At 59.1% G+C, this 24,197-nt stretch carries 17 protein-coding genes; 9 read left to right on the forward strand and 8 right to left on the reverse strand.

The features are described 5' to 3' along the window. Positions 1 to 183: 183 nt before the first annotated feature. Complete coding sequence (locus tag M1D88_RS07180) at positions 184 to 1,977, reverse strand: restriction endonuclease (protein WP_458113848.1); 1,794 nt, start codon at positions 1,975 to 1,977, stop codon at positions 184 to 186. A 721-nt stretch (positions 1,978 to 2,698) separates the two neighbouring features. Between M1D88_RS07180 and M1D88_RS07185 the strand changes: the two genes are divergently transcribed. Both M1D88_RS07185 and M1D88_RS07190 read left to right on the forward strand, forming a co-directional pair. Continuing rightward, positions 2,699 to 4,177, forward strand: coding sequence for a hypothetical protein (locus tag M1D88_RS07185; protein WP_458113849.1), 1,479 nt, complete (start codon positions 2,699 to 2,701; stop codon positions 4,175 to 4,177). Positions 4,178 to 4,217: 40 nt separating this feature from the next. After that, on the forward strand, positions 4,218 to 4,439 hold the full coding sequence (locus tag M1D88_RS07190) for a hypothetical protein (protein ID WP_458113850.1): 222 nt from the start codon (positions 4,218 to 4,220) through the stop codon (positions 4,437 to 4,439). Between the two features lie 569 nt (positions 4,440 to 5,008). Here M1D88_RS07190 and M1D88_RS07195 read toward each other — a convergent pair. Beyond that, positions 5,009 to 6,055 carry a DUF3800 domain-containing protein gene (locus M1D88_RS07195; protein ID WP_458113851.1) on the reverse strand — a complete coding sequence of 349 codons (1,047 nt, stop codon included), beginning with the start codon at positions 6,053 to 6,055 and terminating at the stop codon, positions 5,009 to 5,011. Positions 6,056 to 6,328: 273 nt separating this feature from the next. On the opposite strand from M1D88_RS07195, the gene M1D88_RS07200 reads away from it, so the two are divergent. After that, positions 6,329 to 7,006: an 8-oxoguanine DNA glycosylase OGG fold protein gene (locus tag M1D88_RS07200; RefSeq protein WP_458113852.1), complete on the forward strand. Its 678-nt coding sequence runs from the start codon at positions 6,329 to 6,331 to the stop codon at positions 7,004 to 7,006. 27 nt (positions 7,007 to 7,033) lie between these two features. Here M1D88_RS07200 and M1D88_RS07205 read toward each other — a convergent pair whose 3' ends face one another. The 4 genes from M1D88_RS07205 to M1D88_RS07220 all read right to left on the reverse strand — a co-directional run bounded on the left by M1D88_RS07205 (position 7,034) and on the right by M1D88_RS07220 (position 10,545). Beyond that, entirely contained in the window at positions 7,034 to 7,729 is a 696-nt protein-coding gene (locus M1D88_RS07205) for a uracil-DNA glycosylase family protein (RefSeq protein ID WP_458113853.1), read from the reverse strand. A 186-nt stretch (positions 7,730 to 7,915) separates the two neighbouring features. Further along, a complete protein-coding gene (locus M1D88_RS07210) occupies positions 7,916 to 8,158 on the reverse strand; it encodes a hypothetical protein (protein WP_458113854.1) in 243 nt (80 codons plus the stop codon). A gap of 376 nt (positions 8,159 to 8,534) precedes the next feature. After that, positions 8,535 to 9,233 carry a restriction endonuclease gene (locus M1D88_RS07215; RefSeq protein WP_458113855.1) on the reverse strand — a complete coding sequence of 233 codons (699 nt, stop codon included), beginning with the start codon at positions 9,231 to 9,233 and terminating at the stop codon, positions 8,535 to 8,537. Between the two features lie 253 nt (positions 9,234 to 9,486). Then, positions 9,487 to 10,545, reverse strand: a complete 1,059-nt coding sequence (locus M1D88_RS07220; RefSeq protein ID WP_458113856.1) for a hypothetical protein — start codon at positions 10,543 to 10,545, stop codon at positions 9,487 to 9,489. A gap of 452 nt (positions 10,546 to 10,997) precedes the next feature. Here M1D88_RS07220 and M1D88_RS07225 point away from each other — a divergent pair, with 452 nt between their 5' ends. Then, a complete protein-coding gene (locus tag M1D88_RS07225) occupies positions 10,998 to 12,659 on the forward strand; it encodes a hypothetical protein (RefSeq protein ID WP_458113857.1) in 1,662 nt (553 codons plus the stop codon). A 207-nt stretch (positions 12,660 to 12,866) separates the two neighbouring features. Here M1D88_RS07225 and M1D88_RS07230 read toward each other — a convergent pair whose 3' ends face one another. Continuing rightward, on the reverse strand, positions 12,867 to 13,097 hold the full coding sequence (locus tag M1D88_RS07230; RefSeq protein ID WP_458113858.1) for a hypothetical protein: 231 nt from the start codon (positions 13,095 to 13,097) through the stop codon (positions 12,867 to 12,869). A gap of 276 nt (positions 13,098 to 13,373) precedes the next feature. Here M1D88_RS07230 and M1D88_RS07235 point away from each other — a divergent pair, with 276 nt between their 5' ends. The 3 genes from M1D88_RS07235 (at position 13,374) to M1D88_RS07245 (ending at position 18,626) form a co-directional block, all read left to right on the forward strand. Beyond that, positions 13,374 to 15,941: an AAA family ATPase gene (locus M1D88_RS07235; protein WP_458113859.1), complete on the forward strand. Its 2,568-nt coding sequence runs from the start codon at positions 13,374 to 13,376 to the stop codon at positions 15,939 to 15,941. A gap of 347 nt (positions 15,942 to 16,288) precedes the next feature. After that, positions 16,289 to 17,527, forward strand: a complete 1,239-nt coding sequence (locus M1D88_RS07240) for a hypothetical protein (RefSeq protein WP_458113860.1) — start codon at positions 16,289 to 16,291, stop codon at positions 17,525 to 17,527. A gap of 418 nt (positions 17,528 to 17,945) precedes the next feature. Further along, positions 17,946 to 18,626: a hypothetical protein gene (locus M1D88_RS07245; protein ID WP_458113861.1), complete on the forward strand. Its 681-nt coding sequence runs from the start codon at positions 17,946 to 17,948 to the stop codon at positions 18,624 to 18,626. Between the two features lie 652 nt (positions 18,627 to 19,278). Here the strand turns inward: M1D88_RS07245 and M1D88_RS07250 are convergent. Next, positions 19,279 to 19,659 (reverse strand): hypothetical protein, encoded by a 381-nt coding sequence (locus M1D88_RS07250; protein WP_458113862.1) that lies wholly within the window; start codon positions 19,657 to 19,659, stop codon positions 19,279 to 19,281. Positions 19,660 to 20,237: 578 nt separating this feature from the next. Between M1D88_RS07250 and M1D88_RS07255 the strand changes: the two genes are divergently transcribed. Continuing rightward, positions 20,238 to 20,510 carry a hypothetical protein gene (locus M1D88_RS07255; RefSeq protein ID WP_458113863.1) on the forward strand — a complete coding sequence of 91 codons (273 nt, stop codon included), beginning with the start codon at positions 20,238 to 20,240 and terminating at the stop codon, positions 20,508 to 20,510. Between the two features lie 678 nt (positions 20,511 to 21,188). Further along, the gene (locus M1D88_RS07260; RefSeq protein ID WP_458113864.1) at positions 21,189 to 24,179 is read left to right on the forward strand and encodes a DEAD/DEAH box helicase; all 2,991 of its coding nucleotides are present in this window, start codon (positions 21,189 to 21,191) and stop codon (positions 24,177 to 24,179) included. The last annotated feature ends 18 nt before the right edge of the window (positions 24,180 to 24,197 follow it).

Here is a 24,197-nt window from a genome sequence, read left to right on the forward strand (position 1 = left end):
CAATCTTGAGACGGTTTTGCGGGGCCGGACAGCCGCTGTCTTGTTTGTGGACACGCGGCCGGTGGACGCCATCGTGTTGCATCACGGCCTCCTGGGCGAAGACGACCCAAAAGCTACTTCAGTGTGCCTCAGTTCCAAAAGGCCGAGGGCGGTTTGTGCGCAGGTGCCGATCGGGGTTTTAGATCAGTAGAAGTCGGCTGCAGTGGGAGGCGCAGCGCGGCGCAGGGGTTCGTCCCCGGGATAGGGCAGACCGAGGATCTGGCAAAAGAAAGCAGCCCTCAGCTCGGCATTGCGGTAGTGGCTGATGACGGCTTTGTGAGGATCAACTCCGATTTTAGGGTGCCGCCTCACTGCGGCTACGGCCCCTTTGAGGTAGCTTTCAGCCCTCTTGATCCTCGTATGTTCAGCACTCGTAATCCTCGTATGACTCGCACCGTCGGTTTCGCGGAGTGCCAACCATGCTTCAGCGCTGCCGTAGTTGATGTTTGACTTTCGGATACGTTCAACGACGGAGCTGACGTACTCTGCAACGAGGGCGTCTTCGCCTCCTTGGTGCTGGACGCCTTCGAGGAGGAGACGTTTCGCGTGAAAACCGTACGGGTGGACTTCGGCGTCATCGTCGATTTTGAACAGGGCGACACTCGTCTCCCCGGCTTCTTCGATCGCCGCTCGTGTGAAGCCTGACGTCGAGTAGAAGACATGATTTCTGAGCTGGGGTCGTGTACCGCGCAGTTGGCGTATTTGTGGTGAACCGACAGGATTCGCCTGCATTTTCACCTGGGCCACGGCCTCAGGATGTTCGACGTCGATGCCGCGGTCCGACACACCGCCGGTGAGTCGGGCACCGAAGAACCCGAGCGGTCCTGACATGTGCCAGAGGGCCACATCTTCGGCGCTGTGCCAGTCGCCGAGGAGCCGAGCAGGCCAACCGGACTCCGGGGATGGATTGCGCTCCGCCGCTCCGAGCTGTGGCGGAAGCGGTGCCAAGGGGCTGTCAGGCAGCCTGAGTATTGATTCGCCGAAGCCCTCAGTGTCGAACCGCTCGGATGCAAATTCGTCGGTGTAAGCGACAAGCTCCCGGCCGTCGGGAAAACTGAAATAAGTCTCCACTGCATATTCCGCCTTTTCCCCGCCCACCCTCAAAGTCCACTTTGGACCCTGCAAGACATCGGTTTGCTGCCCCGGGCGAGCCACGATCCAGAAGTCAAACGTCCTGGCGGCGAATCTTGCTTTGCGGGGGAGAGCTCCCTTGTGCCGCTTCGGAAAGCCAGAGGTGACGACGGCTGGGGCGAATATTTCGACGTGCTCCCCGGGAGGGATTGCTGCGAGGACCTGCCACGCATCCGCGCTGTCAACGGGCACGGTATGGCGGCTCTTAAGATATTCACCCCAAGCCCACATTGTGCGCGGATCTGTTGCGAGGAGATGAGCGGCGTCCTCGCGCGACTTGGCCACCCGAGCCTCCTGCACCTTGACGTCGCTTAATAAGCGCTCGTGCACCTTGACTAGGTCTGCATGGAAGCGGGATAGCAGCTCGCGTCGCACGTCGGCCGTTGCTTCGCCGACTTCACATAAGGGATCCTGGTTCGATGCCGCCTGTATGAACGGTTGCCGCGGCGTCTCATTGGTATCCGTAGCCGGTTGCACCCACGCAGACGCAAGAAGTTGCTCCCATTCGTGATCCCAGTCATCGACTCCCACGATATGCCTGCGGCGCTTCCGGGCGCGGAGTTCTTCGATCACGGGGTCCACTTGAGGTTCGGATACTGTTGCCGGAGCGTCCGTTGCCGAAGGTTCAGCGTGAAAGGGCCTGTTCTTTGGGGCGACCAGCTTGGTAACGTGCCATAGCCCGATGGCCAGGAATTTGACCGCAACCCAGAACATCAGGCGGGGTAGAACGAAGACAAGGTACTTGACGACTCCGACGGCGCGCTCACGGGCGTAGTGCCGGGGCCGTCGCCGGATTCCGTCTGTCATGTTTCCCACCTATGTTGGACCAGTCCCAGTGTCCACCTCACAGCACTGCGGAGTCATGAGTATCCAGTACTCGAAAATCCTGCGGCTTCTCTTCGCTTGCAGTGCTACGTGTTACTTGCCGAGGATTGTGCAAAGTACTCGGCTGCGGCCCCGACATTCTATTCTTTCAGGATGGCTGGTAGTTCCGTGAAGTCCCCCTATGGCGGCCACCCTGTGCACGGCGATAAAGTCTTTGATGTGCTCAAACTTGCTCATGTCAGCTGACCCACCCTTGTAGTGAACTATCTCTGGCGTGATCACGTGAGCCCCGTGTCACCAAAGTTGCTATAGGAGGTGGGTAGCAGAATACCCAGGATTGCACGAATTCTTACCCTATTTGCGGACGTATTTGGCACGACATCGACCCACCTCATTAGTAACATTGGTGGGCTACTTTTCCGCCGTGACAGGTGCGGGGGAATTCAAAACGGGGGAGTGAAAAGGCGCGAGCGGATCGCACACGCTCAAGCTTCCCGCGCCGAAAGCTGTATCCCTCGGCTCGCCAGGGGCGATTGCCTCCTATTCCATTGTTCTCCATGACGCATAGCCTGGACAGTGACCAGGTTACGCCCAAGAGAATGGGCGGCGGGGCCGTGGCGCAGGCCCATCTTTCGGACATCGCGCCTTCGACACGGACCCTGCCCTGCCCGGAAGTGTCGGAGCGGGTCATTAGTGTTGATGGGTGACAGACGTGATCGACTGGCCCATCATCAAGGACGACGTCTCCCGCGGTGGTCCGCTGGCTATGCTCTTACTCGGCTCCGCCAAGTGGGTGCACCGCCGCGTCGACTCACTGACTCTCGGACAGAGCGGTACTACCCGCCGCTCCGTCTCGTTCGATGTGACTGTACCGACCGAGCTGCAGGTTCCCCTGGCTGCGGAGGTCCAGGTCCTCGTTCCCCTTGCCCTTGTTGAGAAGGGCGCTCTACGCAAAGTCACGGCCAAGGACCCATCAGGTCACCCCTTGCCCATTCTCGGTGCCCAAGACAACTCAAGGCTCTCGGCCGAGATGCTCCTCTTCATGCTTGACGCCACCCCGGGCGGGCTGGCCGCGGGGTACGACGAGAAACTCTTCGCCCTCCTTCAGCAGGTTGTGGCGTTCCAGCCTGGAACCGGCAGCGATGAAGAAAGAACACGCCTGGAGGCCGGGATTGCGGCGGCGGCCCAAGCCAAGGGCTACCCCGCGGACGTGTCGGAACTCATAGAGGAAATCGCAAAAGGCTTCCTGGACCATTTCCTGCTTGTCGCTGTCCTGGACTCCGATCTTGTCGGCCAGCGAGCCGTCCTCAAGTTCTCCTACGACCGTGACTTGCCTACTCCATCGCATTGGAACCGGATCGGGGTGATCGACTTCACGATGCCGGACGTGGGACTCACCCGGAGCCAGCACGTGGAATTCGAAGCTCCCGCTGGCCTGATAGTTAAGCAGCTGAAGGTCACCGAGACGTTCGCTGGTAAGCCTGTGAGGGACCCGCTTGACGATACGCCTGACAAGCCGCGTGCAAGCGCCCACGTCGCGTTCACCCCTCTCCGCTCGACATCGGGTGCTTTTGTTCGAGTCAGGGTCGCCCCCTCTGGTGCGGGTATCCTCTCGTTCACAGTCGTGGCCGTCGTGGCTCTGGCCGTCTTCGCGATGTTCGTGGCAGGGGAGAAGTTCTGGGGATGGAAAGTCTTGGCGACGAGGGCCCTTCCGTCTCAAGCCGTGTCGCTCATTCTCGTTGGCCCGGCCCTGTTCCTGTCTTGGATGGCAAGGGCTCCGGAGCACAGGACGCTTGCAACGCTGCTCCAGCCCTTAAGGTTGATTCTGATTCTCTGCACGGCCGTTCTCATTGCAGCCGGCGTAGCCGTGGCTTTCCCACTGGAGAAGTGGGCGTGGGATGTGGTCTGGACTAGTGTTCCCACTGCTGCCGGTGTGATACTCATACTCCTCGTCGTCTATATCGCGAACGCGCCGCGCGGTGTCGCGAAAACCGGGGTCAGGGTCTGGCGCTTCGTTCGGATGTTGGGTTTGGCGGCCAAAGATCGGCTTCTGAAGGCCTGGCGTTTCCTTCGAAGGTTGGATGTCGCGAAAGCCAGGACCATGGTCTGGCGCTTCGTTCGAACGTTGGGTTTGGCGGTCAAGAATTGGTTTCAGAAGGCCTGGCGGCGTCTGTTGAAGTGAAGGTAGACCCCGTAGAATCTTTTCAACGAAGGAGAGTGAAATGGCAACAATCAAGCCCCCGAGGCGTCGCGGCAAGAACGCTCGGGTGAGTCGTGTGGATGCCGACATCCGCATCGACTTCGGGGGAGGCTCCATGGTCAGCGATGACATCTCCCTGTCTCCTGAGCAGGCAGACCGAGCTATGGAGAAGCTATTTGACCGGGTCAAGGACTCGTTCTCCAAGGAACTCGCCCACAAGAACCTGCATCAGTTCGGCGCTTGAGATCTCCAAGTAGGGACCACCTCGAAGGTGGTCCCTACTTGCGTTACAGGGAGATCTATCCCATTGAGGACATATGCACCGGATCCGCAGCCAAGACTTATTTCATGCGATCCAATGGACGCGGGTTGCATACCTGGACTTTGACAGAGACGGTCGCCTGATTGGCGTCGAAGCCATGGACGGCCCAGATCTATGAGTTAGTGAGCTCGGACTCCTGCGACCTGACCTTCGCGCCGTGGGTCGAGCAGGACCAGATCCCCGCGATGATCAAGCCGTGCTTGCTACGTCCAGCGAGCAGGAAGCGGGTTGCCAAGGACTCCAAAACGCTTCCCGGCTCTCATCTTGAGATGCTCGCCCCAGGCTCCCCGAAGAACGGCATGATGAGGTCGAGCAGGTCAGAGCCGACCTCGAAGGGGAAGTCTCCGCTAGTCAACCAAGGCAGTACCGCCTGAAGAATCTTCTGTACAAGGCGCTGGAACACACGGCATTGTGCCGGGAGGAAATTACCTCGATGGCGCAGTCAGTTATCGATGGAAAAGGCTGAAGACCCGAAACATCGGTATATGGCTCTAGTCCACGAACATTTCGCGGGGGCGGATCTGTTCCCAGGACTTACCGTCGCCCCAGATCGAATTGAAGTGAACGAGGCGGCGGGCCTGCTCTAGGCGCTTATCCTCTGCTGTTCCCGCCAGGGCGCTCTCTGCGACCTGACGAGTGAATCCCGCGGTGATATCGGCCAACTGTATCCGGGGGTCTGTTTTCGAGTCGATGTGTTTCACATCTACTAGCGGGAACTTGTAGTTGGGCAGGTTGAAGCCGCGAGGAGTACCCTCATTCGCTACTTTGAGAAGCATTTTAAGCAATGGCTCGGTAAGGGCAGTTTGTTCATCGTGCATGATGATTAGAGGTTGCTTCAGCTTGCGATGCCATGTGAGTGCGAGTTGATAGAGAGTCGTCTGCAGTGGGTCGAGAGTCTTCAGGGCCAAACCTTCGGCGATGGCCACTTGGAAGGCGTCAGCGTGGTGCCGCGTTCTCCACACCAGCTCCAGCACCCTGCTCACCTTGTCGCGCCGTGACTTCAAGCGGTAGGTGTCCACCTTCTCGAAAAAGCTATCGACTGTCTCCTTTTCTCCGCCCTTGCGCTGTTTAGTCCGCATTAGCGAAGTAAAACCAGAGACCAGATCGTTCCATCCCTCAGCACCGAGTGCGCGGGAACCATACTCGTACAGATCGTCGGCCATCTGTTTGGCCGTGCCGCCGGCATAGAGGTTGATCCCACGACGGTAGGCCTCCTCCTCGATCAGGAGGTCGATGATTTTACCGACCGCGAAGTTGGCCTTTTCGACTAGGTACACCTGGACATGGCCGACGAGCTTTCCATTCGCCCCGAACAGCTCATCGATTGCCTGGCCGTTGTGCAGCACATCTGAAGCCTTCAACTCCGGGCTTTGAGCTTTAGTCTTCCTGCGGAGATACGCGACCAGATCAGTCGCCTCGGCAAGATCCATGTGAAGACTGCTGTGCGCCAGGACGGGAGTGGTGCCTGCCATCAGGTTCTCGCCGTCGTGACCAGACTCGTCACAGAAGATCTCAGCGATATCGGTGGTGGCGGTCATGTCGTTCTTCATCCTTTGCTTCGGCGTGATCCCAAGGGTAAGCATTCCAGAGCCAGTCACTGCTTTCACAACTAGCTTGAGAAAGCCATGTGCCTGGCCCGCGAGTGGGGGCTGGGGATGCAGTAGGTCTCGCTGGCCTGGCTGCTGTCCCGTCCGGCCGTGGCCTTGGCGATGCAGTATCGACCCGGGTTGGCGGGTCGGTTGTCGATTGACCAGTCACATCCCACGCGGCATATGCGAAAGTAAGTGGACCATCTACCTGGGGGAGAGACCATGCCAGCTGTGCCCGATGACCTGCGAAGAAGATTCCAGAAATGGGACGCGAACGGTCGGCCGCCCCAGATGCCGTTTGAGTGGAAGAAGGGCAACTGGCAAAAGTACTTGGGCAGCCGCAGCATTCTCGAAACACTTCCGAACCCTATAGACCGCGGAGGCGTCCTGGAGTCCTTCAAGCTCATCCATGACTCGGACTCGGCTCTGGACGCTTACATCGCCAGCTACCTCTGGGGCTATGCAGGGACTGGTTTTGGCCCGTACCGTGCCGCTAGGGTCATCAAGCTCAACACGGACGTTGAGAACGGCAAAGACTTCTCCGGTGAGCTGCACAGGCTTGCCGGGATCGCGATGACCAATGGCGGGAACGCCGCATTCGAGCACGTCGTGGAGCAGCGGCAAAGCAACAGGAAGTTCTCTGCCTGGTGGGGTCCAGCCTTCGCCACGAAGTTCATCAGCTTCGCTACCAAGGCGTCCGACCAGGTAGCCACCACCCCCATCATGGACAGCATCGTCGCGGGATGGTTCAGGAAGCACTGCAAGGAAGTTGGCCCGCTCTGGCTCAACTGGAACAGCGCCGGCAGTTACCGCCGGTACACCGAATGCGTGGCTGAATGGGCGGAAGAGTTGGACGTTGAACCCGAGCAGGTCGAACAGCTGATCTTTAGGCGGGACTGAGCGCGGAGGGGGCTTGTGCTCCTGTCCTCATACAGCGTTGGCCAGGGACAGTGCTGCTGCCCGCGAGAAGGCTTCGTTCAGTAGTTCCTTATTGGGCTTGCCCGTGACCGCATCTGTTTTGTTGTAAGCGAGCGGACTCGGATGGGGAGCGGTGATAACAAGGAGGCTCTTGAGCTCAGGGGAGGCCCTGAGCAACAGCTGGGACCAGGCTGCCTGTGCTTGTTTGCCCAGAAGGAGAACCACCTTGGGACGGGACTCCAGTAACTCCATTAACTCTGCCAGCAGGGGAGCGGCCCGGCGTGCTTCGGCAGCCAAAGTCCGTTGTGGAAAGGCTGGGTTTGCGACCCACCAGGGTACGACGTTCCAGTGGAGGGACCTGGAGTAGGGCAGACCACCGGCTTCGGCAGCGAGTGTGGTGTTGTGGGCCGTTGGGTCATTGTTGTCCCGGCTGATGAATCCTGAACCGAGTTGCGCTTCTCCGGACGGGTCCTGGAGCAGAACCAGCACGTCGGCCCCCTGCGTCGCCGCCCGCGGGTCGAAGTAAGGGACGCTTTCCCTTGTGGCAACCCTGACCTCGTCAACCCACTTATTCAGGGGACCAACCACGCCTTCGTATCTGGTCTCTTGCCGCTGTTGGAGGACGTGGGGAAGGTGATGCTGGCTAAGCAAGGTTCCTGCGTTGTACGCATGCTTGTTCCATATGACTGTGGACCTGTTCGTCACTCTGCCTGCCGTTCCCTCGACGCTGAATACCTCTACATTAGGCGCGCGGAATCGGTACGCACCGTTCAAGGAGTCTCTTCATCGTCGCCGTGCCCTCATCTTCAGGGGTCCTTCCCTTGGAGATGCTGTCGTCATGCCATCCGAGTAATGCCGGTAGCCGGCAACCAGGATCCGGCGGTATGCGGCCTATTGGCTGTCCGAGACCGGGAATTCACGGAGTGTGGCTGCGACGGCCCTGACGGCGGCCGGGTCTTCCGTCCAGGATCGGCCGGCCCTGGTGCAGGCCTGGAAGCTGGTTACTTTCGAGGCTTTGGCAGCCGCAGTGAGTTCATCCCAGGCGCACCGCAGATCCTCCAAGAGTTCCAATGGCAAGGGCTCATCCTGGGCTACGGCAGCCACGGGAGCGGTCACCTTAGGAGCCGTGGTCACAGCTTTTCGCTGAAAGTGATTTCTGAGGCCCATTTCTGTCTCCCTTCTGACGACAGGGAGAGCATGGCCAGGCTTCATGAAGGCTTCCGGCAGACAGCGGCGCAGTCATTGATCCCCCAATAGTCGAGCTTCCATTCTGATCGGCACGACAGCTTAATGTCCATCACTCTTGAACAGCTGCAAGGACGCAGGGCTCGCACACCTTCGGGCGTCCGCTGGGTTAAAAATCGTCCGAGTAGTCGGGTACGGGTTCAGCATCAGCGGCGGGGCATCGATAGGGCAGTCTTGGCGTATGTGGAAACCGGAGCGGTCGCTGGCCAGGGTGTCCTTCGGGCTGAGGTTCAGTGTGCCGACGGTCCCCTGCGCGCTAAAGTGACTACTCGACTGGTCCTGCAGTGATGGTGATGCCTTCGACGTCTCCGTCTCGACTTTGTTCCAGCTCGTATTCCCGCCCGCAGGCGACGCACTTCTCCTCGGAACTGACGAAGCAGGTTATCTCTCCGCATTCGCAGGAGACGCTCCACATCCCGCACATGGGGCACCATCCTGCACTGACAGGGGTGGAGTCCTGCTGAGGCCGTACCTCCCAGTCCACGTTGCCGTCGGGACAGTTCGGATTGCCACAGTCCCCAAACTTCATTATTTCAGCGATGTATTCGTCCCAAGGTGGGGGAGGTGGTGAGTTTGGAGCGAGATCTCGAACCTCGATCTTCGGGTGTGCACCGTCGGCCCGGGCCCTGGCTCCCGCAGTTAGTCCGTTCAAGGCGTAAAGAATGCCGTTACTGACTTGAAGGTCTTCGATCTTCCCTACGAACTCGTCGATCATGCCGATTCCCAAGGGCTTAGCGTAGTGCTTGCACTCCACGGCGATTGTGACCGTTGTTTGTATCACCTGTCGTTCGACGAAAATGTCAATCTGGCGAGCTACCTTGCTCACTGCACCGATGCGCTTCACATTGTGCGTCACCGTCGAGTCGTCCATCCCGTCGAGCAGTTCCCGCACGTCTTTCTCGTACCGCACCCAGGCAGGCCCATCTTCGGGCTCGAGTGCGTGTTCATCGTCAGTAGAAGTCATGTGCTGATCTTGCCGTATCAGCGCAACGTAGACCCCTCGAAACACGCGCGAGGTAAGCGGAGCTTTCGCATCCGCATTAACGCCCGGAGTGCTGAACTCGGCTGCTGCTCACGGGGGGGGCTAGCTACCTGCGCTGACCTTTCGTTCCATTTTTGGCACTCTCGCGCTCGGCGGCGCTCCGGCCAAGGGAGAGAGTGCCGGTGTTCGTCGGCTCCCGGGTGAAGCGGACGAACACCCTAGAGCCCACGAGCGGTCAGCCGCGGAATACAGTGTTTGTTACCCAGTTCCCGAGAGCGGCGACGAACCCGGCGGTATCTGTGGCGTCGAGTGTGGCCAGGGTGACCTTACCGCGGCTCGTGCTCAGATCGATTTGGATTTTGGCGAATACGTCGCGATCCCAGGGGGCCGTTTTGCGCATGTCGATGTCCGGGCTGATGTAGAGAACGGCATCACCATGCACGAACTCTGCGTTGGCGGCATAGTCGCGGTAGGCCTCGGCGAGGGAGCTCTGAGCCACGGCGGGGTGAATATCGTCGCCAACTGTCGTGCCGGAAGGATCGGAATGGTCGATATGGACTCCGAACAGAGGTGCCGGCAGAACAAGGTGGTCCATTAGCCCGGAAACAGGGTCAAGGTCGGCACCGCCACGTGCGTTGACGGATTTCGAAGCTGCTGCCAATTGCTCAAGTCGGTGCAACAGGTTCCGGGCACCCCACCGCTCGGCGGGGCCGTGATCGGTGTCGAACACGCGAACCATCCAACCAGCGGCACCATCTGGCAGAGCTCCGGTCAGGCCCATCTTGGTGGCCCGTGTGATATCTGCAGCCTGCCACACGCGGGAGGCCGGCTCGGCGGGGTCGAAACCGGTCGGCAACAGATTCGACGACTCGGCGCGGGCTGTCGCATCGGCGACCAGTTCGTCGGCGACCGACAGGCGCTGGGCGCGGGTGAGCGAGTTCAGCGTCTGAGGAAGGCTCGCACCGAGGGTGTTGACCAGGTCCGTGCCGGTCCAGGTTTCCGCGTGTCGGTAGCTGTCGAACGCCGAAGCGCTGAAGGTGGGTACATCGGAGGTTCCACGAGTGGCATCGATGATAGTCCTTAGACGGGCTTCAGCCTCGTCGTAGACGTCCAGCCACGCGGCGGCATCCCACATGGACTCCGAGACTCGGGTAAGGTCTTCGGATATCCGAGAGGCTTGAATAGCGTTGGTGAAGGTGGTGACCTTGGCGCTGTGAGAGTCGGCGTACTCGCCGGGCCAGGTTGCGATGACGGTGATTTTGCCCTGGGTCGGCAGGCAGCTGTAAAGCGTCATGATGGTTCTCCAAAATGGGCGTCGGTTGGCGGACCGCTGCTATTCCTCCTCCGCAGCGCGCGAATGGTTGCTGGGCGCGAGGAAAAGCAGCGCGAGTCGCGCTAAGGCTGATGAGAGACCCGGTAGCTTCGCGGCACCACCGCAACGCCAATCCGTTGTTACACACAATAGCCTTGCTCTGCGACAGACCGCCACCGTGACACGCAAGCAGCTTCGTGCTGACGGAAAATGATTTCTTTTGGCTCCGACCCGGCGTGCTCAACGCCTCGGAATTCGCCCAAACACTCGCCTGCACGTACCTAACAGTTGTGAAGCCTGATTATCGAGGGCAGCCGGAAGGCTGTGTGCCGCGTTAGGTAAGGGTCCCGGGCACCTAAGCTGGGCGTATGCCAGATCCGGACACTTGGACTTCCCCCTTTCCGATGCGAATCCCGGGAATACGGACGTATGCGTTGTCCTCGGAATTATTGGGGAAGCGTGTACCCGAAAACATCAGAACTGAGTTCTGGAAGCAGCTATCACTTGGCCAGGCGTTATCCCTTATCGCTCAAATCATCACAGACATCGAAGTTCACTCCGGCACGTCAGATGCGCCGGCATCTGACGTGGACATGCGCTGGGCCAAGAAGGTGGCAAACCGAAATCTGCGCACCCATCTTGAAATTGCCTCGACCTTCGGTGTCACGCTGTTTGCTCCACAGATGCTGTTGTTGGCGGCCAAAGAGGCCATGCTGCACTCCCCAGAAGGGCCGCCAACGGACGACGCGGGAGGCTTTGATCTTCTGGTCATCTGCTTGCTCGGAATCGCTGACGACAACGATGAAGAGCCAAAGGATACCGGTGGTGCGACTTGGGGTGGCATGGATGTGTCGCTGGCTAGCGAACTGATCGCAAACCTTCACTTCAACCGTACCCTGTGGGTCGGTCGTCAGCTGGTTTGGTTCGAACGGACATGGTTCCGCAGTTGGCCGAAGCGAACGAAAGCAGCCACGACGGTCGGGGGTGAACCTCACGAGCTGTTCAAAGAAGCGACCGGGATCGAGCTTGTAGATTTCGCCGCCGCAGCCTTCAATCTCTACGCACAGGCAGCTGGCCATGGATATGTGCGTTACGCGGATGAGTTCTTCGCAACACTGGGGTTGCCGGCGGAAGCGGTCAAACATTTCCTTGACGCGACATCGTGTTCAGTGTCGGAAATGCGCAGGCTCATCCGTGACGATTCCCCAGCCCCGAAGCCGTCCAGGTTTGGGTTCGATGCATTCCGGCGTTTCCCCCTCGTCCGCTTGGAATCGGGAGAGCTACTTATGCTTAGCCCGAACTTCGTCATGCAACGTGCCTTGAGCGAGACCACGTTCTGGGACGTTCGTCAGTACCTCCGCAAGGTCGATGCCAAGCGTGAAGTGGCTTTCCACCAATGCACCAAAGACATCCTTGAGTACGAGGCGGGCGCTGCCTTACGGAGAATCTTCTTCAAGAAAAAACTGCAGGTCATGGATGAAGGACAACTGCAGAAAAAGCTCGCAGCCGGCAGAAAAAGCATGCCCCGCATGTGTGACTTTGCGATTCGCTCGGGACGCACCTGGCTGCTCGTCGAAGTCACGGATCGAGCAATGCCGCGGCCCGTCGTCTTCGCTAGCGCCTCCGCATCCGCGTTGGACGATGAACTAGACAAGGTTTTGACAGCTCGCAAGGCGGAGCAACTCATTTCCACGATCAGACTGCTGGAGGAAGAAACACGGCTTCGCCGCAGCCAAAGCGACGAGCGGTTCACCTATATCCCGTTAGTACTTACAGGCGAAACCGGGTTGCCCTGGACTTTGCCGGTCCAACACCGGACACGGGAACGTCTGGCGTCGTTAGGACACCCCGAGGAATTTTGCTCTGCAGTGGCACTGATTACGCTCAAAGAACTCATCATGTTGGAAAACGCCGCCGCCCTTGGTCATGACACCATTGAGATCCTGCGGTCGTGGAGACTGGACAATCCCTCACTCCCGCTGGACCAGCACATTCACCTCCAGGCGATTCCCCTCAACTCTCCCGTGTGGGAAAGGAACCGTGTTTCCGCAGTCGTCCGCAGATTTGCGAACAGAATGGGTCCTTCGGGCCTATAAAAGAACTGACAGGGCCGTCATCGGCCTGCACGCGTGCTTACTTGAGCTCGTGTTCCGGTCGCAGCTCATCGTCCTGACGCGGGGGAGCGGTGCTACTCTCAAGAACACCTGTCGGTGCCGTGGGACTCACGTGACTCGTGCTAGCAGTGGTGATCGAAACGCCGAAGGCTCTCTTGCCATGAGTTGTGGCCGGCGAGACACCCCAATTTAGTCGGCTTGCACCAGCAGCACGCTGCGGTTGGTTACTAAAGCCCGCATGTCACGATCCACAGCAACCGCCGCCCTCACTGCATTCTCGTATGTCGCAGCATTGCAGCGATCCAACCTCAGCGGCTTCAGGCGGTCAGGAGTTCGACGGATCAGGTAGTCCAGCTTTTTCTGTACATCCTCCAAATCTGCGGTGTTACGCCCGGCAAGCACCGGCGCTCGGGAGTTCATGAGGACGCCCGAACGGAACCAGGCGAGCCGGGCTGCAGCCCTGAACTCACGGCACTATGAGGGACCGGCTTTAGGGGACCGTCATAGAAGCCCGCTTCATTGTGGTGATGAAGTCATTCAGGTTGCCACGCACCTCTCCTCACCTTCTGTTCAGGTCTCCTTTCAACCACCAATTGGGTCGAAGGTCAGCCCGATGGCTAGAAAGGTCCATTAGAGTCAATAGCGAGTGGCGCAAGTCGAACACGACATCGTACTCAATGGCGAGGGGACAATTGCGTGACCGATACAGAGATTTCACAGAAGCGGCTGGACCCCCGTAATCTGCTCCGCGAATGGGCGAACTCGTCAGATGAGTGGGTGCGCTACATCGTCCGGCACGTGCTTACCGGCGGCGGACCGTTGGGGAGTGAGGAAGAAGAGCAGGCGTACGCCCTGTTTCGGCAGGAGAAAGCTTTCGACACTCGTGAACTCCCCGCTGAAGAGGCGCTGGCCACCGTTGAGCGCAAAGATGAAGCGCTCGAGCCTTTGAAACTCACCTCGCTCTCTGCTGTGACCGGCGTCAACGCCTTAGTGGAGGGCGGTGTCATCGAACCGCACGAGGGGCTGACGATTCTATTCGGAGAAAACGGCACGGGGAAGACGGGGTACTCCCGGATCTTCAAGGGCCTGGCTGCCAGTCGGACCGCGGATGTGATTCTTGGCAACATCGAAGCGACTACTCCGCAGCCCCAGTCTGCACTTGTCGGCTACACGCTCGGCGCGGAGTCGAAGACGTACCCCTGGACAGGACAGCAGGGAGTCGCCCCGTTTACGAGGATGTCGATCTTCGACAGCCCTTCCGTCAGTTTCCACGTCGACGACGACCTTGAGTACGTTTACGTTCCTGCTGCCCTAGCGTTGTTCAACCACGTGATCGCCGGCATCAAATCTGTACAGGGCCGGATCGACCAAACCGTCCAGGGCCTTCGCTCTGGGTCAACAGGAATTCTGTCGCGGTTTCCGCGCGGCTCCAGCGTCTACCCGCTGATCGAAACACTCGGAGCGGCCACCGACCTTGAGCAGCTGAAGGCGGCGGCCGACCCCGATGCCGACGTTGATGTTCGCATCGCTGACTTACGCCGCACTGTCGCAGCACTCGAAGCCGACACTATCAGCGCCGAGATTAAACTTCAGCAGCGCGTCGAACGCATTTTAACGCAGGCTTCCGCGGCTGCCACCGCGGTCGCCGACTTCAACGTCGTTACTTACGATCGTGAACTCGCGACACTCACTGGCCTCGAAGAGGACTACCGCGTGTTCCGCACTGCCTTGTTCGAGGTGGCAGATCTGCCCGCTGAGCCCGATGACACCTGGAGCCGCTTCATCGCAACTGGAGAGGCCTATCAGACGCATCTAACCGTACTTGGCGCGCACGACTCGGATCGATGTCTCTACTGCCGGCAACCGTTGGGCGAAACTGCACAAGCTCTCATCGGCAAGTACTCAGAGTATCTGGAAGACAAGATCACCACCGACATTGCGGCTTCGAAGTCCCGGCTTCACGCGCTCATCGAACCGGTCGTCTCGATTCATGCCGGAGATGCTTCCACCTTTGCCAGAGAGTACGCCGACACAGACGACAAGCCGTCCTTTCACGTCGAGCTGGACCGGACTCTTGCCACCCTCCTTAGCCTCACCGAGTACCTTCGAACCGGGTCGAACGTTGAGACGGATCTGACAGAACACGCTGCGGAAGACCTAGGCGCACTCACGGTCGCACTGACGACGACCATGCAGACGCTGGACGAATTGAGAAGGCAGGCCGCCACACGGTCAGATACCCTCACGGAGAACAAGAAAGCACTCCTCGAGCTGGAGGCGGCGGCGGAACTGACGAGGTCCTGGACGCTCATCGAGTCGCACGTTCGTGATGCAAAGCAAGCCGACCGGTTGACGCTCCTCGCCAAGCCCATGCCTGGTCTGTTGCGGACTGTTACTGTTCTGGCAAAGACCGCCAGTGACCAGATGATTAATGAGAGCTTCGACGCACTCTTCAATGAAGAATGCGCTGCGCTCCGAGCGCCCACGCTTCATGTGGAGTTCGTTGGCCGTCAAGGACGTGCGCAGCGCCGCAAGGTCCTCAGTGGGAAGCACAAACCGTCGAAGGTTCTCTCGGAAGGTGAACAGAAGGTGATCGCGATGGCAGACTTCCTCGCTGAGGCCCGGCTCGCTGGTATCACAGCGCCGGTCATCTTTGATGATCCCGTCTCCAGCCTCGATCACCGGAGGATCAACGAGGTCGCACAGCGGATCACCTCTCTCGCTGAAACCATTCAGGTCATCGTTTTCACCCATGACATCTTCTTCGCTAGCACGTTGCTCACGCTCATGGAGGAGACGAAACGATGCTCGTACTTCCACATCACCGACGAGGACGGCAAGGGCCAGATCACCCGCGCCACCGGCCCGCGCTGGGATAGCTTGAGCAACCTTAGGAAGAACATCAACGCGACAATCCAGGCTGCCAAGTCGCAGCAGGGAGACGCCCGGGCAGCGCTCGTTCGGACCGGCTACGACTGGATCCGAGCCTGGTGCGAGGTGTTCACCGAGACGGAACTGCTCGCAGGCGTCACCCAGCGCTACCAACCCAACGTGCGCATGACGAACCTGCCGAAGATCAAGCCCGGAGCGTTGCCCGCCGCGATCGATACCGTCAATCGCATCTTCGGCGAGGCCTGTCGGTACATCGACGGGCACTCACAGCCTCTGCCCAGCCTTAATGTGAGCCCTACCCTCGCTGGGCTCGAAGCCCACTGGGCCGAACTGTCCCAGGTGCAAACGGATTACAAGACCGCGGACGAGTAACCCCGATTGACGATCCGCGCCCGGAGGCACGAAATCTGGATGCCAGGGGTTGTTGCCCTTGTCTTCGGCGCGAAAAACACCTCGCAGCGTACCTAGCCCGAATTTTTCATTGTGCTTCTGCCCGCGATCCGCCATGATCTGGTTAGCCAGATGGATCAGTGGCTCGAGATAGCAGCGTTGGCTTCCGGCCCGGCTATTACTCCGTTGCGGGTAAATGGACACTATTGGGTGGCACCTAAGCGGGCAAAACCGGAGGATGAGTTAGGTCAGGCTCCATCCAACTAGGACGACAGCCCGGCTGCTACATCAACGTAGCCAAACTCAAGGCTTGCTTCACATGATCCAAGTTGACCTCGACGAAGGGCGGAGCCGCCGTGTATGTACCGGCAAGACGTGACGAGATGCTCCGCTTCTTCCGGGCGCGGATTTTGGGTGATTTGCCCAGGTTCAGATGGGGTCTCTTTCAAGAGACTGTCCGGGCCAAAAAATACCCGCATGCGCTGGACATCGCCGCACAGGCGTTGGACGAAGAAGCAGAGCGATACGCAGTCCGCAAGACGATGTTCGGCAGCAGCCATGTCAATGTGGCAGCACCGGACAGGGTTCCCCTATACCTGGCCTCAATGTTCGGGCGGTTCGACGTGATCGATCGGGTATTAGCCCTTGAACGGTTCGCGCTGGATGAGGCAAAAAAGCCCTATGACGGAGCAGAGGGGGAAGCGGGACGCATCCGGCACGACCGCAACGCGGCCTTCGCCGTGGAAACCCACCAAAGTCGCCTGGAGCAGGCCCTCGAGCACAAGGCCGATTACGAACGCTTCGGAGCCATCCTGAGAGCGGTGCGCCAGCGTCCCGGCATCCTCCAGGTGGACCTGACGGGAGTGGTCACGGACCGGGACGCCAAAGGTGTAACCAGGATGGTGGACCAGCTTGAGGCCAGCGATCTGGTGGCGACAAAGAAGGTTGGAAGCCGCGTCGGTGTCTGGCCCGCAGACCACCCGGAAGGTCCTTCCGCTTCTGATCGCCGCGAACCGCGATGGTATTGGGCAGTCGATGATTATTGGGAGGAGCGGCCTTTCGAATGGCTGGATCTGTCCGCCACCATCTCCGGAATCGAAGCCCTGGCGCGAACCGTGGAGGAAGCGGCACGGCAGACCGGAACTGACGGCGGCCTCCGTCCAACACCGTTGGACTTTATCCAAGGCAGCAAATGGCACTTCGCTTCCCCCGCGCTGTCCGGGGGAATACCCACTCATGAGGACCCTGAGCAGCTTGCAATGGTCTTCTGGGGCCACCAGGACCTCACTGAGGCAGCTGCGATGGCCGGGCGGATCATTCACGACGGGGGAGCTCAAACGACTGTGAACCAGAAGAAGAAATGGCTGCTGGCTGAGCCGCGGCATACGCACATGGAACGGATGCCGTTCACCGAGCGTTTCAGCTTCGACAGGACCGGCACACGGGATGGCTCCTGCGTGAGGTCCCGGAGCCGACGGCAGACAGTGTCCCGGCCACCGCATTCACCGCCGCCGGAGTATGCACGGACCAGGAGAAAGCAGCCGAGTTGGGCGTCGCGTGCTGGCTGAAGCGGAGCAAGGCACGGGCCTCAAGACCCGCTTAAGTCCAGATGCGAATCCCCTCGCAGGTAATGCCAACTGCGAGGTTCCCGAAGCCTGAGGTGCCTGGCTGAGCGTTGTCAGTTGTCCGAACGCTTGGCTTCCGTGCCTCTGTCCCACAGTTCGTCACGCGGTCCTGCTGGGGTAATAGGCCGGACTGTCGCTCATGGCCGTAGCCTCCGGCTGATTCTTCTCCTTGGCCGGCATCCCGGACAGTGGTCGGCTGAAGTCCAAGCCAGCGGGCCGACAGAACGAGTACCTTCTGCGAATTCTGTCACGGCGTGGCTAGCCAAAAGGGTTCGTCTTCATCGCATCTTCCACGCTACGGCTGAGCACAATCGCAGTTTCTAAGGTATTTCCGCGTTCGACCCTCGCTATAGTTCAAAGAATGAGCAATGCAGCCGGAGTCAGGGCCAGCCGTGAGGAAGAAATCGCGTTCCTTGTCATGGAGACTGTCCTCGGGGTCCACATCCACCTCGCGGACGCAGGCGCGGGCAACCAGAAACCTGATGGCGCTTGGGTCAGTCCGGGCGCGAAGGGACGCCGCGGGATTGTCGAGATCACTTCGCCTCCGGACAAAGAGCTTTTGAAGAAGTGGGCACAAGCCAAGAGAGATGGCGCACCACAGTCAGAAAGCGGCTCGATTCCACTGCGATTGAACGAGCTCGATCAGGTCTGCACAGAATTGCTGGCGGAAGACTGGGCGCTGGAAAACATCGCGAAGCTCCGAGCTGAACCAGCGGATGAGCGACACCTCTTCCTCTTTGGTCGGAGCCACCGGGTCGAGTCCTACTTCTACCGGCTCTCGGACGAGTTCGACAACGGTCGGGCCGAGCTCGTTGGGGACCCGGTTCTTCCCGAAGGACTCAGTTCGGTATGGTTCCGGGGCAGGGCATTGCGCCGCCCTGAGTGGGGCATCCGAGTCTGGGTGGCGAGGTTCCAGACGGGGTCAGGTTGGCACCGCCACGTAGTCGACATAGACGAACGGCGCTTGCCGTCGCCTAACCCAGGCATGGTCGATGACAAGGTCCCCTTGGAGCTTCGAACCCCGAAGGATAGATCCCGTTAGACCGTGTCGAGAGCACAGTCAGGGTTCTCGGAGCTTGCGCTGGACCCTGAATTCGTCTTCACGTTGAAGCGAAACTCCACCACGTTCCGTAGCCGAATAACCTCTTGGTCGGAACTGACCCTGCCGCTTGCGGGCGCGTGTGTGTCGGGCAGTTTACGCTCCAATGCTTCATCGAACGGGCCGCTGAGAAGCTCATCCGCTGCTCCGGAAGGTGCTTTCGAACACTCGGTGTCCCCGACTATTGCAGACGAGGCAGTACGTGCGCCCTTCCCTCGACTCCGTGCTGGCATCAACGCCGTCGTATTCCTGGGCCGCCTCGTTGAGCCGGCCAAGAACCGATGCGCAGACTTTGTGGCACAAGCAAAACAGGCAAGTGATAACGTGTTGGAGCGGTCTCTTGCACTCTACTCCCCCTCGACATATCGGCAGTAAGACCTACGAGCTGCGCGACCTCGACGTGTTCGAATTCTCATTCGTCGCGGTCGGAGCCAACAGGACGACGTCCGTCGTCGCCGTGAAGGCACCCGCTGGAGGCACAGCACGCCTGGCGCGTGCTATGCGAAGCTCGCGCTGCTCAGGCTGTAGCCGACCCCGGCAACCTACATCGCCCGCCACGCGTCGCGTGTGACGGGCGATGTAGGTTGCCCCCGGATCATCCGCCCGATGTAAGGCGCGCCATCTCGAAGCGGAAAGCGTCATCAATCGGCTGCCCCGACATCGCGCTTTTCAGCCTGGCCTGCTGAAAGGCGTCAATATGCAAGCCGTGGATCGCGGGAATGTATTCTGCCCCGTGGGCACTACCGCCAGCTGCTTCGGCAGCGCGTGATATGGCGTTGTTCATGGTGACGTTCGCCGCAACATGAAAGGCGAATCCGACGACCACGAAAAGAACGAGTCCGATGACAATCGCTGCGACTGCGCTCGCGACAAAGCCATAAATGGTGATCGCGATCCCTAACCCGCCAACAATGACGGACATCGCGCGGTAGGCCTTGCGTCGGGATAGTCCGTCAGCGAGCGGCGCGTGAGACATAAGTACCTCCTGAAGAATGGGACTGCTGACGGTTTAGTTGGCAGCTGGGGTTGATAATTTCCTATGCGGCTGAGGCCGCATTTTTTATTGTCTCAAACTCAATGGGGTCAGGCGTCCGGGGGCGCGCTGACGGCATTTTCGGATCTCCCAGCAGCCAGACCCTTTATCGCAAACTCTCCATCACAACTTCCTTGGTGCCTCCCGGGCACGAAGTCCGATCCTTGGCGAAATACACATTCGATGGGCATCGAACCAGTCAAGCTCTCGATTCGGCTCTGTGTAAGAGAGGTAAGGATCCCAATCCGAAGAGGCCGCCCCTGTGGGACGAATTCAACCCTCGGTGTGGGTGCACAAAACAACGCAGCTCAGTCGAATCCCATCGACTGAGCTGCGTTATCGCGCTGCTAAAGCGACATCAAATCGGGAATTCCACCCGCTTGGGCGGGATTTGTAGGGCGGATGTCGAACTTTCGGCGAAGCGAATCTGGTCGGAGATAAGAGGCCGAATTAGGACGCCACCCTAAAGGCTAGAGCGCAAACCTAAATTCCACCGCATCGCCTTTCAACGCCTATGGTCTATGGTGGCCGTCCTCGGGCAGAAGGTCATCTTCACCATCGGCGACTACCTGGGACTTTACAACGAGGCTTTTGCCACCTCGCGCAACGCGAGTGAGCCGTCTAAGCATCCCGATCGGCTGATCGTGAGGTTGGAGGCGTTGGACGGCAAGTTCAGTCACTGGCGTCCGGTGGAGATCCTTCTCCGCAGCCCCGCCAAGGTCGAGAAGCTCTCGCAGACCACGCTGAACAACTTCGGGAACCTCGCTCGGAGGATCAACGGAACGCACGCGTGAGGCGTAACCCATGCGATGCGGGTTACGCAGCTGGTCGCCGGGTTGCCTTGGCACGAGAGCAGTTGGAGGCCGTGTCGGGGCCTAATCCACCCATCTCCCATTTCAACGTTCGTCAGTTGATCTCCCATTAGATGGGCTCCGCGTGGACCTGATCGCCGTCTACTCTCGACCGGACGATAGGCCTGATGGTCGATCCAGTTCCACCATTGGATAGTACGAAGACGCCGTTGACCAACGAAAACGCGGTTCTAATACAACCCACCCCCTAAGTTAACTTTCACTGGCAAGAAGATTTGCAATTTTATATGGGTCAAGAATCGGGCAATTTCGCTCGTTCCCGCAGGTCAAAGCCATTTCTGCTACCCACCTCCGGCAAATAGTTTGTGACCGCCAATGTTCAATTTCGCGGTAGTCGATGCGCCGATGGGACTCCAATCGGCCGAAAGCTTCTGCTGACTGGAATAGGTCCGCGGAGCTTGAGATTCGCAGCTTGGGGAGAGGAGCCCACCGCCAGCGCGTAACGCTGTTCCAGGAACCTGCAGTTCCCTTCGCCCGTTTGGCGCTTGTCGTGTGCAAGACTTGGCTTCAATATTCGACTGGTGACAACGGCGGGCTCGATACATCGACTGTGCTGGTCCCGTTATGCTCGCTGCGTAGCGGGAAAGGGCTTAGATATTCGTGCCGCTATGGGAACACCAGACAGATGCTTTAACAATCCTTACCCGCTACCTTCGACGTTCTGGCCCCAGTAAGGGTGCAGCGCTGGTGACGATGCCCACCGGCACGGGGAAGTCTGCCGTCATCGCTTCCCTAATCGCTGGGCCGCAGGTAGGCGGCAAGAAGAAGAATGCGCTGGTCGTGACGCCATGGCGTGGGCTCGCACGCCAACTCGCGGAAGACATCGATAAGCGCGTGTGGGAACGCCTAGAAATCGACCGCCCAGATGAACTGCCAACGGTGCGCTTAGTTGCTAGCGCCAAGAACTTTATAGAGCACGTCAGCGGCGAGGTGGAGCGTGAGCCCGTGGTCCATGTTGCGACCCTTTCGATGGCGTTGACGATCTTCGAGACGGTTGAGTTCGACGAGGCAGTGATGGCCACCTTGTTCGCAGATTTCGCGACGGTGATTGTCGATGAATGCCACTACGAACCCGCGCCTAGTTGGTCTCGTGCTGTGCGTGCCGCTGGACTGCCGATCTGTCTCTTCACCGCGACGCCCTTTCGCAATGACAACCGAATGTTTGCCATCGATTCCGCGGCGCAGTATCGCTATACCCACGCTGACGCCGTGGCTGATCATGTCCTGCGTGAACCACAGTTCGAGTACATGGACGAGACAACCTCGGCTCACCAGTACGTCGATGCTCTACTCGACAAATTGGAACACGTGGTCGAAAGGAGACCTGGAGACCGCGTCATCGTCCGGTGCAGCAACAGGGCGGACGTCCAAGCATTGGCGACGGCTCTCGTGGCAAAGAATCGGAAGGTCATCGCAGTGCACGAAGCCTTCACCGGCAACGAGGAGTCCCCGCATCTGCGAAAGGTCATGCCGGCTCCATCGGACCGTCCCGACGTCGAGTTCCTAGTTCACCAGCACAAGCTGACCGAAGGATTCGATGATCCTGCCGTAAGAGTACTCGCGATTTACGGTGGGTTCGGGAACGATCGTGCTCGGGTGCAGCAGGTTGGGCGTATCCTACGGAACCCCACTAGAGTTGCCGGCCAACGGGCCTTCGTGTTTTCAGGGGACGAAACGATGCAGGAGGCCTGGGAACGCTATCTTAGGTTCGATCAAACTAAAGGACCGAAATCAGTCGCGACCGACCCTGTTGGAGTTGCAAAGCTTTTGGGTGCCCAGCCCGATATTTTCTACTGGGACCGACTCTTCCGCGAGAAGGCGGATCTGAAAGCCGATGGCGCGTGGAATGCGATCAAATACCGGCTCAGCACATGCATTCGTCGGCCGACCGGCAAATTTGAACTGGATGACTTTGCGGCGCGGGTCGCGCACGAGCTTACTTCGGGCAACGGTCAGGTATTGGCTCAGTTCCAACCGAGCGACGACACTTGCGTGATTTTGCATATGACGGTCCGCAACTCTCCGATACTGCGGGAGGCGGCATTCGTTGAGATGTCCCTCGGATACACGGTCCTTCACTGGAACGGCGAGTACCTCTTTGTGTCTGCATCGGACGGGCTGACGGAGTGCGTTCGAACCGACACGACCTCGGTAGGTGCGACAGGTTTGGTAGGCCTGTTGCCTGGCACTTCGACCATCACTTCTATGTCGCTAACCAATAACGACCTCAGTGACTGGGCAGTACGGTCGCGGTCCATCCGAGCTCGCGATGTCGGCGCGGTCGCGGGAGAGGTGGGCGATTCTACCTTTGGCTACTCCACTGCGTCGGGCAGCCTAACGATAGATGACAAATTCGTCACCCGGTACACCGGCGTGAAGAACGGTCGAGTGAGCGACTACCGGGAGTCGAAAGGGCTCTACAGTGAGCTACGTGGTTGGTTCGACGAATTGACCGCGGCATTGAAACGAGGCGATAAGCCTGCGTCAGCGATCGGGCGGTACGGGTTCCCTGTGACGCTCACCGAGCCACCTGTTGCGGCGCATGTTCTGCTGGACATTGCACCCGAGGCTTTTGAGCCATCCGATGATCGCCACGGTCCGCTTGTCATTGATTGGTCTGGTGGGGCTGTAGAGAACGGCCGTTTTAAGGTCGAGATCAATGATAAGCAAGTCGAGGTAGAAATCGCCTGGGATGCGTCTCTCAAGAGGTTCAATGTCTCGTCGGACCAGAGTGTTCCCTATCGGCCTGTCAACGACAACAAGCAGGACTTCTGGCAATTCATCACGCGTGAGCAGCAGATACGAGTCGCGACTGACTCCGGGATGGTGTATTCGAACAAGAACTTCTGGAAACTCAACCGTCGCAACTCCAGTTCAGATGATGGTCTTTTATCGATTATTGAAACGCACCAGCCGCTCTCCAAAGTTGTCGCTGAAAAGGGACACACAACAGGGCAGCATCCATGGCCCGACGAGACGGTCTTCGGGCAGCTTGACAATCACCTGCTTCCCAACGCGCTTGGGAATGACGCAACGATTCTTTGTACCGATCTGGGGAGCGAGATTGCTGACTTCATCGGGTTCGATTCGGAGAAGGTCATCTTTGCGCATGCCAAGAGCAAGTCGGTAGATAACTCGTCTGAGATCTCTGCGGCAGCACTTCACGAAGTCGTGTCCCAAGCGATGAAAAGTCTGCGCTTTCTCACCCTGGGCAATGAAGATCGTCCCGTCACCGGCTACTGGGCCAAGGAATGGAAGATTGAGAGGGCTAAGAAGCCGGAACGCACATATGGACCCGCAACTCGGCTGCGCCGCGGTATGCCACAAGACACCGGCGAGGAGCATTGGGACATGGTCAATAAGGTGGTCCAGTCGCACGCTGCATCGCGTGAAGTCTGGCTAGTGCTCGGCGCATGCCTTTCGAAGTCTGCACTGAAAGAGGAACTTGCGAAGGACCGTCCAAATGCGGTCGCTGTGCAGGCGCATGCCTTGCTCAGTGCTGCGTGGAGTTCTGCGCAGCAGTGTGGAATTCGGCTACGCGTCTACTGCTCGGAGGAAAGAGCGCCACGTCCCAACCTGTGCAAGACGTGAGTCACCTCATGGGCCTGG

This window comes from Arthrobacter sp. R1-13 (assembly GCF_054161475.1).

What these genes read in the sequence shown, in the direction of transcription:
- M1D88_RS07180 (WP_458113848.1), bottom strand. Translation starts at nt 1,977, where the DNA reads ATGACAGACGGAATCCGGCGACGGCCCCGGCACTACGCCCGTGAGCGC.
- M1D88_RS07200 (WP_458113852.1), top strand. Translation starts at nt 6,329, where the DNA reads ATGCCAGCTGTGCCCGATGACCTGCGAAGAAGATTCCAGAAATGGGAC.
- M1D88_RS07250 (WP_458113862.1), bottom strand. Translation starts at nt 19,659, where the DNA reads ATGTCTCACGCGCCGCTCGCTGACGGACTATCCCGACGCAAGGCCTAC.
- M1D88_RS07195 (WP_458113851.1), bottom strand. Translation starts at nt 6,055, where the DNA reads ATGACCGCCACCACCGATATCGCTGAGATCTTCTGTGACGAGTCTGGT.
- M1D88_RS07215 (WP_458113855.1), bottom strand. Translation starts at nt 9,233, where the DNA reads ATGACTTCTACTGACGATGAACACGCACTCGAGCCCGAAGATGGGCCT.
- M1D88_RS07245 (WP_458113861.1), top strand. Translation starts at nt 17,946, where the DNA reads ATGAGCAATGCAGCCGGAGTCAGGGCCAGCCGTGAGGAAGAAATCGCG.
- M1D88_RS07255 (WP_458113863.1), top strand. Translation starts at nt 20,238, where the DNA reads ATGGTGGCCGTCCTCGGGCAGAAGGTCATCTTCACCATCGGCGACTAC.
- M1D88_RS07190 (WP_458113850.1), top strand. Translation starts at nt 4,218, where the DNA reads ATGGCAACAATCAAGCCCCCGAGGCGTCGCGGCAAGAACGCTCGGGTG.
- M1D88_RS07230 (WP_458113858.1), bottom strand. Translation starts at nt 13,097, where the DNA reads ATGAACTCCCGAGCGCCGGTGCTTGCCGGGCGTAACACCGCAGATTTG.
- M1D88_RS07220 (WP_458113856.1), bottom strand. Translation starts at nt 10,545, where the DNA reads ATGACGCTTTACAGCTGCCTGCCGACCCAGGGCAAAATCACCGTCATC.